Genomic DNA, 14,108 nt, shown 5'->3' on the forward strand with positions numbered 1-14,108 from the left:
GGTGACGGCCGTCCCTGGCGGGCGGCGTGTTGAGGTGGGCGCACGGGTCGAGTTCCAGGGGCGCACCTGGCAGGTGACCGGCCTGGTCGATGGGCGGGTGCACCTGGCTGCCGACGACGGGGCCACCGGGTGTGTGCTGGCCGCTCTGCTGGTGGCCGCCGACGACTTCGCCGTCGTCGGCCGGAGCGCCGATGAGCTTCCTGCGGCCGAGGTGTGGCAGGCGCTGCCGCTGGCCGCCCGTGAGCGGGCGCTGGCCTGGCTGCGGCACATCCGCGAGATCGAGACCGGGCTGCCCGGCGGAGCGGGCAGCGGCGGCGAGCCGAGGCCCGCCTACGACCCGCAGCGCTTCACGCTCGCCGAGCGCGAGCATGCCAAGGCCGCCGAGCTGGCCGCGCTGGGCTGGACGAAGGTCAGCCGGAACACGGTGCAGCGGCGGCGTATCGCCTACCACAAGCAGGGGTTGATGGGGCTGGTCGACCAGCGGACGGTGCGCCCCCGATCGGCAACCGGCCGCGCCGACGAGCGGGTGGTGGCGGCGGTGCTGGAGGCTCTGCGGGACCTGCGTGGCCGCAAGGCGACCACCGCGAAGCAGGTGATCGATCGGGCAGAGCGGATTGTGGACAGGAGGTACGGGCCGGGGCGGGTGAAGCTGCCGTCGGCGGCGTCGATGTACCGGCTGGTGAAGGCTCTGTCTGATCCGGCCGAACCGCTGGGCAGCCCGGCGCGCACCGCCACCGGCCCACGGCAAATCGGCGGCCCGCCGCCTGCGTTGCGGCCTGCGGAGCGGGTTCATGCCGCCACCGCCCGCCTGGGGTCGCCGGTGGCGGACGAGGACGGGCGTCTGGTTGCGGTGTCGGTGACGGCCGCGCTGGATGAGGCCACCGGCTGCGTGCTGGCCGCCGTGCTGCACCCGCAGGAATCCGCAGCCGAACTGCCGGTGCTGCTGGCCGAGATGGCCGTGCCGCCGCCGCTGCGCGCGGGCTGGCCGGGGCTGCTGCGCCGGGCGCACGAGGACTGGCCGCGGCGGCGGCTGCCGCTTCAGGCCCGCCTCGAGGCGACGGCGGCACGGCCGGCAGCCGTACCCGAGACGCTGGTCGTTGATACCGCAGGGCCTGCTGTCACGTCGTGGTTTCTCACCGTGTGCGAGGGCCTCGGCGTCAGTGTGGAATCCGTCCATACACGGGGGAACAGCGCGCCCGGCGCCTGCGGGCACACGCTCGGCGTGCTCGCCGGAGCCTTCACCCGGTACGCGGCCAATCTGGCCGACGCCGCGCGACCTGTCACCCAGCCCGGGGAGGACGACGCGGGAGCGGCGGGAGGCTGGTTCAGCATGCCGCACCTGCAGGACCTGCTGGACGAGTGGATCACAGCGAGGTGGCACACGCGCCCCCAGGAGGCCTTGCGGCATCCCCTGCTGCCCAGGGCGGCCCTGACTCCCGATGAGATGTGGCGGGTGCTGCTCGGTGCGAGCGGGGCGGTGCCGCTGCCGCTGAGCGGGCAGCACTTCGCCGAGCTGCTGCCGGTGTGCCGCAAGGCGGTCACCGACGCAGGGGTGCGCATGGGGCGGCGCCGGTATGACGAGGAGTGCCTGAACGAGCACCGCGGACGGTCCTGCCCCACCACGGACGACGGCCGGTGGGAAGTGCATTACCACCCCTACGACGTGCGGCAGGTCTACATCAGGCTGCCCGACGGCCTTCTGCACCCCCTGCCCTGGACCGACCAGGCGCATGCGCAGCGGCCCTTCGACGCCACCGTGCACCACCGGATCACACAGGTCCTCGCCGGCCGCACGAGCGGCGGGACATTCTCCGGACCGGACCCAGGCACCGGAGCGTGGGCACAAGCCGTCAGGCCGACGAGCCGGGTGGCCGACGCGATGCCTGAACCGGGCGGCGGCCCGGCTGCCGACGGCACCGCCGGTGGCGGTCAGGAGTTCGGGTTGTGGGACGCGCAGGCGGAGGCCGGGCAGTGGTGAGCGCGCACGGCGGCCGCCCGGTGGCCGCTGCCCGGAACCGGCAGGTGAAGCTGGGGGCGTATGTGACGTTCGAGGGCCGCGCCTGGCAGGTGGCCGCCGTGGCCGGTGCGTCGGTGCGCCTGGTCGACGAGGACGGGCAGACGGCGTCGGTGCTGGCCTCGTTCCTGTTCACCGACCCCACGTTCGCGGTGGTGGACTCCCCCGCGCCCGGGGTGGTGCCCTGGGGGCTCATGGAGTCGGTGCCCGCACGGGAGCGGGAGCGGGCTCTGGCCTGGCAGCGGCACATCCGCGAGATCGAGACCGGGCTGCCCGGCGGCCCGGCAAGCAGCGGGATGCCCCGGCCCGCATACGACCCCGAGCGGAAGTCGATGGCCGAGCGGGAGCAGGCCAAGGCCGACGAACTCGCACAGCTGGGCTGGCCGCAGGTCAGCCGGGCCACCGTGCGCCGCATGCGCGCCCGCTACCACGCGGGCGGCCTCATGGGGCTGATCCCGCAGCGCAAGCCGTCGCGTGCGACGGGGCGGGCCGATGAGCGGGTGGTGGCCGCCGTGCTGGAGGCGCTACGCCGCCAGCGCGGCCGCTCCAAGGGCACCCTGAAGGGGCTGCGGCAGCTGACCGGGCAGATCCTGGCCGATACCCACGGGCCGGGGGTGGTGGCGCTGCCTGCGCCGTCGACGTTCAACCGGCTGGTGCGGGCACTGGCCGACCCGCTGGAGCATCCCGGCCGCCCCGCCCGCACCGCCACCACCACGCCGGTGCGGCCCCTCACGCCGACGGTGGCGCTGCGGCCGGGCGAACTGGTGCAGGTCGACACCACCCTCCTGGATGTGATGGCCGTGGGCGAGGACGGCCGCCCGGTGCGCCCGGAGCTGACCATCGCCCTGGACGTGGCCACGCGGTCGGTGGTGGCGGCCGTACTGCGCGAGGAGAGCACGAAGGCGGTGGACGCGGCCCTGCTGCTGGCGGAGATGGCCGTGCCCCACCCGGCGCGTCCCGGCTGGCCCGAACATCTGCGCCTGGCCCATGCGGCCGTCCCCTACGACCGGCTGCTCGCCCTCGATGCGCGCCTGGAGCAGGCGGCGGCGCGGCCGGTGGTGGTGCCCGAGACGATCGTCATCGACCGCGGGCGGGTGTTCGTCTCCGCCGCGTTCCTGGCCGCCTGCGAAACCCTGGGCGTCAGTGTGCAGCCCGCCCCGCCGCGCTCGCCGGCCGCCAAGGGCGCCGTCGAGCGGACGTTCGGGAGTATCAACTCGCTGTTCGCGCAGCACGTCGCCGGCTACACCGGCTCCCACGTCCTCGAGCGCGGTCACGCGGTCAAGGACGAGGCGCACTTCACCGTGGCTCAGCTGCAGGAGCTGCTGGATGAGTGGGTCACCGCATGCTGGCAGCACCGCCCCCACGACGGGCTGCGCCACCCGGTCCTGCCCAAGAAGGCACTGGCCCCGAACGAGATGTGGAGCGCGCTGCTGGGCACCTGCGGGTATGTGCCGCTGCCGCTGACCGGGGCCGACTACACGGAACTGCTGCCCGTGCGCTTCCACCCCGTCACCGGCCGCGGCATCCGTATCAACTACCGCACCTACGACCACGCCGTCCTCAACGAGCACCGCGGCCGGCCCTGCCCCACCCACCCCGGCGGCAAGTGGGAGGTCCACCTCAACCCGCACGACGTGAGGCAGGTCTACATCCGCCTGCCCGACGGACGCCTGCACGAGATCCCGTGGATCCACCGCGACCACGTCCATGCCCCGATGAGCGAGACCGCCTGGCGCCACATCCGCGACACCCTCCACCAGCGCGCAGACCGCGAGCGGCACGAGGCCGACCTGGCCGAAGCAGCCGACCAGGTCCTGCGCCGGGCCCGCCCCCTGCCCGGCACCGGCACACCCTCCGCAGCGGCGGCCGGCCGCGCGGCAGCGACAAGCACGGCAGGCCCGCAGACGGCGGATGCCGGCATGCAGGCCGAGGACAGTCTCGACGTCCTCGAAGCCCGCTTTTCCGATCCTGACGGCCGCCGCGACGGCGGGGAGGAACTCTCTGCGCCTGCGGGCCGCTACGCGCTGTATGACGCCTTTGAGGAGGCCGAGCACTGGTGAGCACCAGCCCCCACACCACACCCGCCGCCGAGGACGTCTCCCCCGGGACGGTCACCACCTTCGATGCGTTCGCCCGGTTCGCCCACGCCGCCCCGCCCGCTCCCCCGCAGCCGGGCCAGCCGGCACGCTCGCTTCAGGAACGCCTGGCCTACCACTCGCAGTTCGTCACCGTGCGTACCCCGGCCATCGAGAGCCTCTCACGCAGCGTGCGCACGCTGATGATCCTCGGCCGCAGCCAGAGCGTCACCGCCCGCCCGTCCCTGATCGTCACCGGCCCGGCCACCACCGGCAAGACCACCGCACTGCTCGAGGTCGGCCGGACCTGCCACCTGGCCCACACCCGCCGCGCCGCCCCGGGCGACACCAGCGTGCCCGTGGCGTATGTGCTGGTGCCGCCCGGCGCCACCGCCAAGACCCTGGCCTGCGAGTTCGCCCGCTACCTCGGTATCCCCGTCACCACCCGCATGACCACCGCGCAGATCACGACCGCCGTCTGCCACACCTACACCGCGGCCGGCGTCAAGCTCGTGCTGATCGACGAGATCCACCGGCTCAACCCCCGCACCTCCAACGGCGCGGAGGCCGCCGACTGGCTCAAGGACCTCACCGAACGCGTCGGCGCCACCTTCGTGTACGCGGGCATCGACGTCACTGCCAGCACGGTTTTCAGCGGGGTCCGCGGCGCTCAGCTGGCCGGACGCGCCTCACTCATCGACTGCGGGGCACTGCCCGCCCGAGCCGGCGAGCGGGAACCGTTCCGTGAGCTCATCGCCGCGCTGGAAGCGGCCCTCGACCTCCGCTCCCACCGCACCGGCAGCCTGCCCAGGCTCGCCCCCTACCTGCACGAACGGACCGCTGGGCGCATCGGCAGCCTTTCCCGCCTCATCCGCCAGGCGGCCATCGAAGCCATCCTCGACGGCCAAGAACGCATCACCAAAGCACTGCTGGACTCCATCGCGCTGGACCACCTCGCCGAGGAGCACTACCGGCCCCGCACCCCGACGAGCCGCCGCACCCGACCCAGCAGCCGGTGACCGCGCACGCCTGGAGCAGCCCTGTGGTGCGGGCACGCACGATGTGGCCGTCCCAGCCCGGCGCCCTGCGGACCAGGCCCCTGCCCCGCGAGTCAGCAGCCTCCTACCTCACCCGCTTCGCAGGCACCTACCAACTGACCGCCGCCCAGCTCCTCGACGGCCTGAACATCACCACCACCGGCACCCTCGCGTCCCCGCCCGCCACCGACATCCACCTCAGCGCCGAAGCCGCTCACCGGCTGTCCGCCTTCACCCGCATCCCGCCCGCACACCTCACCCGCGCGCTGGCCCGTCAGCCCCCACCCGCCTCCATCGGCACGGCCCACGCAGCCATCGCCCGCTGGCAGCCCCTCCCGCCCGCCATGCAGCCGCTGCCGGCGTGCACCGCCTGCACCATCCGCCGCAGCCCGCACCAAGCCGCCCCAGCGTGGATCCACCCAGCGTCCAACTCGCCCCGGATCATGATCTGCACCCGCCACCAGCAGGCCTCCAGCGACTCCCGGCACCCCGCCCCGCTCGACATCCGTCCCGTCCCCGAACTCACCAGGCCCCGCCCCACAGCCCGCCGCGCGACGACAGCATCCCTGAGCTGGGCCTCGACGATCACGACACGCTGGTACGACCACCAACAGCACCTGCACCAGCGGTGGCTCACACGCCTTGACCGCCTCACCGACGCCAACCCCCACATCCCCCCCAGGCCCGGCCTCCCCCACTCTGACCTGCCGAAGCCTGATCACCTACCCCGAGACGCTCACCCTCGCCACGGCCCTTGACCGCCTGCCCCCGCACCCCCTGACACGCGCGCAGCAGACCGCCTTCCTCCACCACCTGGCCAGCCGCCTCCGGCTGCCCCGCCTCGCACCCGCCGACCACGACCTGCCCTGGCACCGCCTGTACGCCCGCTGAACAACCCCTCCCACCAACCCGGAACAGCCGCCAACTCCCCCTGCCTACAGGCGCGCCGGCCACACTGCGCAAAAGCCGGCACGACGCTCAACTCACTGCGCAGAGCAAAACGGCCAGCTCAACCCACGCATCGCCCATCGCCAACGCCTCGGTCCGGCGTAAGCCTCCCCTGAGATACAGACGTACCACTCAGTACAGCTGAGCAACAGCAGGTCACAACCAAGATCAATTAGCCTGCGCGACAGGTACGCCACAGCTGTACGCCGGAAGACCCACCGCGACGGCGATCCCTCCGATGGCGCCCCCGATGCCGACGGCGATCGCGAACACGCCGGGCTCGGGCCAGTGGCCGAACGGCCCGATGGGCTGCTCGGGGGTGGCGCCGAGCACGCCGGGCCCCTTCGTGCGGTGCGGTGGCAGCAAGATCACGCGTCCTGACCTTCGTGTCGGGCCTGCGCCAGCAGCGCCGCCCACGACGTCGTCTCTGGCGTCCTCGCTCTGTTCAACGCCAAGAGGCGGGCGAGGGGGGACGTCGCCGCGGGCTCACGGGGCAGCTTGCCGGCATGTCCGACACCATGCGGAAGAAGGCGCAGGCGCGGCTGGGTGACGGCGAGCCGTCCGAGGAGCAGGTGCGGCACGCGGCTTGGGCGTTCCGCACCGGCGGTGCGGGGGCGACGATGGCCGCGGGCGGAGGCGCCATCTTGGGGCGGCGGTCGGCTCGGGCGTATCGCCGGTGCCGCTGGGGCTGCCGCAGCGGTTCGTCGTGGCGTTGTCCACACACCGGTTGCTGCTGTTCGGCATGGGCGGATTCTTCGTCGCTGGCCCCAAGGAGCTGTTGGTCGGTGCGCCGCTGAAGCGGATCGCCGCGGTCAGCGAGCCCGAACGTCGTCGGCGGGGTGGCCAGAGTGTTGCGGGTCGGCGTCGAGTTCACTGAGGGCGGCATGGTGAGCTGGGAGTTTCCTCGCATTCAGATCGCCGACGGCCGGGTGCTGCTGACAGAACTGCGAGAACGGGTAGGCGGCTGAGGTCGTCGCCGAGCGGTGAACGCAGTCGATCTCACCGGCCGCCACCAGCACGGTGAACCTACTCCACGAGGGCCAGCGCCAGGGCGATGGCAGCGGTAAGCCTGCTGGTCCCCGTGCCGGCCACGATCGCGGGACTCACGCGAGCGGCCTTTGAACCAGGGGTATAGCCGAGGCAAGCCCCCAAAAGGAGCCGTGGAATGATCTTGTAGACGTGGAGGGCCGGCCCCGTCACCCTTTCGACTCAGTGTGGTTGGTGGTGATGTCGGCGTGTACAGCACGCACGAACTCGGCATCCAGCCCGAGGCATACGACGAAGCTCGATGCCGACTTCGCCCCGCTGCGCGAGCAGGACCTGACTGCCGCCCGCCTCGGACAGGCTGCTTGACGCTCGTGTGAGCACTGGCCGTACAGCCGAAACGGTGTGCGTTACGCGGATGCCGGGCACGGGGCGCAGGAGCCGACTGCCAGAACACGGATCGTCCCAGGAGTGCGGGACGCCCGGGAATCGCTCCCCGGGGGTGGCACCGGCGTCAACCGGTGTCTTCTCGTTTCAACGCCCCCTGCCCAGCACCCTTACGGGCACCAGGACCTACAGCGGCTCGGCGAGCGTTTAAGGTCTCCCCCCTATCGGAGGCGACCGTCGTGAGCTGCCTGCGCGCCGCGCGCACGATGTTCGCGGTGCTGTTCTCGTGACGGTGTACGACCGCGCCGCACGAGAGGCAGTGGAACGTGCTGCGTGAAGGGGCGGAGCTTGGGTTTCGCTCCGTGCACTTCGCGCAGGTGCTGGCGACGGGCTCGGCTTTGTCGAGGACGACGAGCTGCGAGCCGTACCAGGCGGTTTTGTACGCAAGCTGGTTGCGCAGACTGCCCAGGCCGGCGTCCAGGAGATACCGGTTGAAGCGGGCCTTGACCTTGACGTTCTTGCCCGGCTTGTCACAGGTGCCCCGGGCCGAGGCAGCCAGAGCAGCGAGGTTGAGGTCTTCGATCGCCACATGCGTGAACCGGGTGGCGATCTTCTTGGACAGGCCGTGCAGGAACGATGCCCGTCGGACGGTGATCTGGTGGTGGACGCGGGCGACCCGGGTGACGGCCTTGGCCCGACGCCGCGACCCGGGTTGAGTACGGGACAGCGCACGCTGGGCCTTCGCCAGCTTGGCCAGGCTGCCGGAGAGCAGCCGGGGGTGCTGCACGAGGGCCGAGGCGGGGTCGGCCGGATCGAGGGGGCTGGACAGGGCGGCCAGGTAGCGGGAGCCGAGGTCGACGCCGATGAGCCCGCCCGCGCGCTGGCGGGCGGTGGGGTGCCCGTACTGCTCGATGCGCCCACCGCTTTCGGCGGCCTTCTGCGCCTGGGGGCGGGACAGATAGCGGACACGGGTGCCGTCGTCGTGGACGTGTTCCCACAGCACGGGAACATGCTGCTGCACCTTTGCGAGCACGGAGGCGTACCAGCGGTGGCCGCCGCGGGTGACGGTCACGGACTGGATGACGGCCTGCCCGCCCTCCACGAGCCGCGCGAGGCGCTTGCCGGAGTCGTGGATGCGGATGCTGCCCAGGCCTGGCATCACCAGGCGCCGGTAGCCCTCCAGACGGATGATCGGCCTCTTCACGTCGTGGAAGAGAGCGAACGATTCAGCGTGACCCTTCTTCTTGAAGCGGGGGTATCCCTGACGCTGGCCGGCGCGGCGGCCGGCGAGCGAGTCCTGCCAGTACTTCCAGGCGACCTGGGCGCGGTCGAAGCCGGAGGTGAAGCAGTAGACGTTGACCTCGGCCCACCAGGGGCTGCCGCCCTCCTCCTTCGGCAGATCGCGCTCCATCCGCCACAGGGCGCTGGTGTCGATGGCGGTCGGCGTGCGGAAACCGGCACTGAACGCCTTCGCCTTGAGCGCGTTCACCGTGGCACGGCCCTCGGCCAGGAGCCCGCGTTCACCGCTGGTGCCGACGGCGTCAGCGCGGGCGGCGGCCAGCTGGCGGACAAGGGCCTCCTGCCCCGCCGGGGACTGCATCGCGGGCAGCGGCGGCTTGCCGGCGACGGTGAGCGTGAGGCTCTTGCGGTGGTGGTCCCACACCTTGATGCGGTCGGTGAGCTCAGCACCGTCGGCCTTGATCCGCTCCTTCGCCTCGGCTTCACTCAGCCCCGCCTCGAGGTAGGCACTCCTGCGGTCGGCCCATGCCTGATGGGCCTGGGTCTTCTTGGCCAGGGCGTAGTTGTAGGCCCACCGGCAAGCGCCGGCATAGCGGGACAGGGCGGTGCGCTCGGCATCGGAGGGGTCCAGCGCGAACCGGAACGCCCGCAACACCTCCGTTTTCGGCATCGTCACGGCCGAGGGGCCGTGCCAGGGCCCTGCGGAATTGGACTTCGCCGCCACCCGCGGTCTACCTCCGGCTCCAAGTCACTGCTCTCGACCGCAGGTTGCCACGGGGTGAAGGCTGCTGGTCACGCGCCATACCGTCATGTTCGTCGGGCAGCGAAAAGGACTCTTACACTGGCAATTGCCTCCAGCCCAAGGGATGCAAGAGCCTTCGCAGCCATGTGAATCAGGCACTCGTGCCCGTTTCCTTGATCCCTCCCGGCAGGGCGCCTGGTGGTTCCTGCGGCGAGGCACATGACGAAGTCACAGTCCGCTATGGCTGCCCGACGAACACGACGGCATGGCGCATGATCAACAATCCCTGCTCCGTGGCAACCTGCGGTCGAGAGCAGTGACTTGGAGCCGGAGGTAGACCGTCGTGGCGGCGAACAGCAATCCCACCGTCAGAAGGCGCCGGCTGGGGGCCGAGCTGCGCCGGCTGCGTCAGGCCAGCGGGCTGAAGAGCGCGGAAGCAGCCGAGCGGCTCATGGTCTCCCAGCCCAAGATCAGTCACCTGGAGAACGGCCGCCGCGCCATCCACCCCCGCGACGTCCGCGATCTGTGCGCGATCTACGGAGTAACGGACCAGCAGGTCATCGACGCGCTCATGCGGATGGCCAAGGAATCCGGACAGCAGGGCTGGTGGAACGTCTACGGCGACATTCCCCAGAGCGTCTACGTCGGCCTGGAAGCGGACGCCGCCACCGTCCACGCCTACGAGCCGATGGTGATCCCCGACCTGCTGCAGACCCCCGCCTACGCCCACGCCGTCATCGGGGAAACGATCCCTGCGCTCACCGCCCAACAGGCCGCCACACGCCTCAAGGTGCGGCTACGCCGTCAGCACCGGATCTACGACCCCAACGGCCCGCTGCGCCTGTGGGTCATCGTCGACGAATCGGCACTGCGCCGTGTCGTAGGCGGCCCGCACATCATGCGCGAGCAACTGGAGCACCTGAACGCACTGGGCACCGAGCCCCACATCACCGTGCAGGTCCTCCCCTACACGGTAGGTGCCCACCCCGGCTTCGCAGGACGGTTCTCCATCCTGCGGTTCGCCGACAGCCCCGAGGCAGTGGTGCACCTGGAACGCTTCACCAGCGATCTCTACCTGGAGAAACCATCCGACGTGCAGCACTACAGCGTGATGTACGACCACCTCCAGGCCCAGGCTCTCGACCCTGACAGCAGCCACGACTTCATCACCAGCGTCACCAAAACGTACGTCGACCCGGCAAGCATTCCCTGAGGCTTAAGTCCAGAGCCTGAACTGACTGCCTGTTGACTATGTCACTTCCCGTGGATGTCGCTTCGAGGTGAGTTCGGAAGTCACCTGGCGCGCTTTGGCATGATCAATGTCGATGAGAACTGATCCATCCACCACGTACATCACCGTCTTGGCTCGATGAGGCGTCGGACGACCTCCTCTGCCACGGTCCGGTAGCGCGGGACGGGGACTCGGCGCTGCTGCCGGAGGCGCTGGCCCAGTAGGTGGCGATGACCAGGATCAGCTGCAGGAGATCGTCGGGATCCCAGACCGGGTCGACCAGCCCGACCTCCTGCGCCTGGCGCACCGCGACCGCCCTCTCCACGTGGTGACCGGTGACGGCATCAAGGGTGAGATGACGTTTTCTCCTTGCCGGAGTGGGATGTTCCGGGCCAGAACGCCCGCGTCGGCGACGTCGTGATCCGGTACGCGCATGTGGCGGAACCTCGGGGCAGGCCGTGGGCGCGGGGCGACGATGTCCCCGCGTACATGTGGCTCTACAACGACGGGCCCGGAGTCGTCCTTGGAGGGATGCACCATCACGGTTTCCGGCGGCTCGGTCCTTGAGGTACGTATCCCGACTGCCCCGGACGGACCGGCGCATCCGGGAAAGGGGCGGCCCTCACTCTTCCGGTGCGCGCGGCCAGACACCAGAGCGAGATCCTGACAGCTTCCACCCCTGCGTTCGAGAACCGGCACTCATGCTCACCGAGCGGCCCTGCGGGTGTCGACGAATCTGGATGTTCGCGGCTTCTTGCACAATCTCCTCATGCAGCCGCTACCGGTTCCCTGCGCCGCCGACCTCATCCCCGATGCCAGTGGCACGGAGCTTTCCACAAGGCATACCGGCAGGCCATGGCGCACCGCGCCGTGTTCGTCGCCATCGAATCCGAAGGTCCGCGGTGGACCGTGAAGGCGGACACCCTCACCCGCCGGCCCCGGACACTCCGTCGACGGCACAGTGAACGACGCCTTCAGGGCTGCGATCGTCCGCACGGTCACCCGCGAGGTCGGTGCGGATGCCTACACAGGACCGATCTACTTCATGCTGCGCGACGTGCCGAGCGAACAGCGAGCCCGCGAACTCGCGGCCGCACTCCACGCCGCTCTGCTTCGGGACGGGGCCGGCGGCCGGGGCCAGGCCCGCCAGGTGTCAGCCGTGACTCGCGACAGAATCGCCGTGGCGAACTGCACGCGGGCCTGCGGTTTCAGGACGTGGTGTGGTGGGGCCGCCCGTCGAAGATGACGTGGACGCGGGTCCCGCGTCCCGCCCACAGGGCTTCCTCAAGCGCGGTGATGGCCGGGGACGTCTACGGGTCGCCCCACATCAGGCGCGCGTCATGCGGCGGCTCCCTATCACACACCCCCTTGACCACGACCTGATCGCCAGCCGAAACGGGCTGCGCCTAGGGGAAACGGCTTCGGTGGCCGACCTGGTCAAGGGGTGCGGACGCCACCAGCCGCACCGGGTCAACGGGGCGGTGGGCGCACCGGTGCGGTGGGGGACATCGGGTGCGGCGCACCGGGCGCGCGCGAGTGCCGGGTATCAGTGCACCCTGTGCGCCGCCGGATGCAGTGGCGGACATCGCGGTGCGCACCACGGTGGCGGTTGTCTCACAGCGTGGCCATCGATAGGCCGCTGCGTGCGGGTGTCGCGGGTGCCGGGGTGAACGAGCGCCTGCCCTGTGGCGACCGGGGCGGGATTTGAGGTTCCGCCTGATCTGACGGGCAACCCACGGCGGTCCAGGCGGGCAGTCCACCGCCACGCTGTCGGTTCGGCTACCGGGACGGGGAGTGCTTGCGGCTGGGGTCCAACCGGAAGTCGGGACAGTCGCGGTTTTGACATGCACCCGGGCCCCAGACGGGAACGAATACGCCGAGGCTCTTGTGGCGGTGGGCTGCGGCCGGCACCGGCTTCTTGCAGGCCGGACACACGTACGTTTTAGGCTTACGCTGCACTTTGACCATCTTTTTACGATATGCCCGTACTGACGGGTCCGGTAGTGCCCTGGCTCCTCGTCGGCCCGAGTGCGGGCGGGGTGCAGTGTCCCGGCCTGGTGAACCGGTAGCGGGCTCTGGGGCATCGGCCACAGGTGGGGAGCTGGGCTGCTCGGTGGTCCCGGAGGCGTCTTTCTGTTCATCGGTCTGTTCCTGGGCGTCTGTCGGGGCGGGCCTGGTGATGCTGAGCACCACGGACCCCGCCAGGACGACGACGATGACTGCCAGGCTGACCGGTGAGGGGATTTCCGGGATGCCGGGGCTGATCATCTTGTGGGATGCCTGGAGAATGAGCTTGACGCCGATGAAGGCAAGAATGATCGCGAGGCCCTTGTTCAGGTAATGGAAGCGGTCCAGGAGGCCGGCGAGCATGAAGTAGAGGGCCCGCAGGCCGAGGATGGCGAACGCGTTGCTGGTGTAGACGATGAAGGCGTCGTCGCTGACCGCGAGGACGGCCGGGACGCTGTCGACGGCGAAGATCAGGTCGGCGGCCTCGATCGCGGCGACCACTGCGAGCAGCGGGGTCGCCATCCGTTTGCCGGCTTCCTTGACGAAGAACTTCGCCCCGGCGTACTCGTCCCGGACCGGGATGACCTTGCGGAGCATCCGTACGGCGAAGCTCTTGCCCGGGTCGAAGCTCTCCTGCTCGTCCTTGAGGAGTTTGTAGGTGCTGTAGAAGAGGACCGCCGCGAAGGCGAACAGCACCGCAGTGAAGCGGCTGACCACGGCCACACCGAGGGAGAGAAAGATCCCGCGGAAGACGAGCGCGCCGATGACGCCGAAGAACAGCACGCGGTGCTGGTAGGCGCGGGGCACTTTGAAGTACGCGAAGATCACGGCGAAGACGAAGAGGTTGTCGACCGACAGGCTCTTCTCCAGCAGCCAGGCTGTCACGTATTCGGTACCGGCACTGGAGCCAAGGACGAGGAAGACGACCGCGCCGAAGATCAGGGCGAGGCTCACCCACAGGCCGCTCCAGGCGGCAGCCTCCTTGAAGCGGATGACGTGCGCGGTGCGATGGGACAGCAGGTCCACCGCCAGCGACACGACCACCGTCGCGGCGAACGCCCCCCACAGCCAGAGCGGGACCTCAAGCACGCCGAACACCCTCACCATGGCCCGCGCGAAATACGCCGACCCCTATACAGGAGTGTCCGGCATTGCGACCCCGGGAGCACGCCGAACGGGTGAGGCCGGACGGCGCGGAGACGCTGATGTCTCGACGTGCCCTCCACTGGCGCTTCGTCGACGAACTCACGCAAGCCCAGATCGGCGAACGCCTCGGCTGCTCCCAGATGCACGTCTCCCGCCCGCTCTCCCGCACCCTGAAACGCCTACGCGAAGGCATGCTCACCACCGGCTGAAGACCGTCGCCGCAAACCCGCCGATCCGCGAAACACCCACGCGGCGACTGAACTGGTGCCGCGCAGGGCTGGGCCCGATCGCGTCGGCC

Annotated in this window: 8 protein-coding genes and 2 pseudogenes; 6 read left to right on the plus strand and 4 right to left on the minus strand. The window is 70.5% G+C overall.

The window, feature by feature from the left end; translation table 11 throughout:
* The first annotated feature begins 34 nt into the window (after positions 1 to 34).
* Genes PUR53_RS18720 through PUR53_RS18735 form a run of 4 tightly spaced genes read left to right on the plus strand, consistent with a single transcriptional unit; the run spans position 35 to position 5,884 of the window.
* On the plus strand, positions 35 to 1,978 hold the full coding sequence (locus PUR53_RS18720) for a transposase (RefSeq protein WP_329908986.1): 1,944 nt from the start codon (positions 35 to 37) through the stop codon (positions 1,976 to 1,978).
* Positions 1,972 to 4,074: a transposase gene (locus PUR53_RS18725; protein WP_329908987.1), complete on the plus strand. Its 2,103-nt coding sequence runs from the start codon at positions 1,972 to 1,974 to the stop codon at positions 4,072 to 4,074. The genes PUR53_RS18720 and PUR53_RS18725 overlap by 7 nt, the downstream gene beginning before the upstream one ends.
* On the plus strand, positions 4,068 to 5,108 hold the full coding sequence (locus tag PUR53_RS18730) for a TniB family NTP-binding protein (protein ID WP_443080325.1): 1,041 nt from the start codon (positions 4,068 to 4,070) through the stop codon (positions 5,106 to 5,108). The genes PUR53_RS18725 and PUR53_RS18730 overlap by 7 nt, the downstream gene beginning before the upstream one ends.
* The gene (locus PUR53_RS18735; RefSeq protein ID WP_329908989.1) at positions 5,105 to 5,884 is read left to right on the plus strand and encodes a TniQ family protein; all 780 of its coding nucleotides are present in this window, start codon (positions 5,105 to 5,107) and stop codon (positions 5,882 to 5,884) included. The genes PUR53_RS18730 and PUR53_RS18735 overlap by 4 nt, the downstream gene beginning before the upstream one ends.
* A gap of 358 nt (positions 5,885 to 6,242) precedes the next feature.
* Here PUR53_RS18735 and PUR53_RS18740 read toward each other — a convergent pair whose 3' ends face one another.
* Together PUR53_RS18740 and PUR53_RS18745 are read right to left on the minus strand one after the other, a co-directional pair.
* Positions 6,243 to 6,446: a hypothetical protein gene (locus PUR53_RS18740; RefSeq protein WP_329908990.1), complete on the minus strand. Its 204-nt coding sequence runs from the start codon at positions 6,444 to 6,446 to the stop codon at positions 6,243 to 6,245.
* Positions 6,447 to 7,572: 1,126 nt separating this feature from the next.
* The gene (locus tag PUR53_RS18745; RefSeq protein ID WP_329908992.1) at positions 7,573 to 9,354 is read right to left on the minus strand and encodes an RNA-guided endonuclease TnpB family protein; all 1,782 of its coding nucleotides are present in this window, start codon (positions 9,352 to 9,354) and stop codon (positions 7,573 to 7,575) included.
* Between the two features lie 415 nt (positions 9,355 to 9,769).
* Between PUR53_RS18745 and PUR53_RS18750 the strand changes: the two genes are divergently transcribed.
* Entirely contained in the window at positions 9,770 to 10,639 is an 870-nt protein-coding gene (locus PUR53_RS18750; protein WP_329908991.1) for a helix-turn-helix domain-containing protein, read from the plus strand.
* A 103-nt stretch (positions 10,640 to 10,742) separates the two neighbouring features.
* Here the strand turns inward: PUR53_RS18750 and PUR53_RS48210 are convergent, their stop codons facing one another.
* Together PUR53_RS48210 and PUR53_RS18755 are read right to left on the minus strand one after the other, a co-directional pair.
* The gene (locus PUR53_RS48210; RefSeq protein ID WP_443080324.1) at positions 10,743 to 11,261 is read right to left on the minus strand and encodes a hypothetical protein; all 519 of its coding nucleotides are present in this window, start codon (positions 11,259 to 11,261) and stop codon (positions 10,743 to 10,745) included.
* Between the two features lie 1,499 nt (positions 11,262 to 12,760).
* Positions 12,761 to 13,753, minus strand: a pseudogene (locus PUR53_RS18755) (TerC family protein); the annotation flags it as partial.
* Positions 13,754 to 13,875: 122 nt separating this feature from the next.
* Between PUR53_RS18755 and PUR53_RS18760 the strand changes: the two are divergent.
* Positions 13,876 to 14,019 (plus strand): annotated as a pseudogene (locus tag PUR53_RS18760) (sigma factor-like helix-turn-helix DNA-binding protein); the annotation flags it as partial.
* Positions 14,020 to 14,108 lie beyond the last annotated feature (89 nt).

This window comes from Streptomyces sp. SP18BB07 (assembly GCF_036322545.1).
In the GTDB taxonomy this organism is placed as follows: Bacteria; Actinomycetota; Actinomycetes; order Streptomycetales; family Streptomycetaceae; genus Streptomyces; species Streptomyces deccanensis.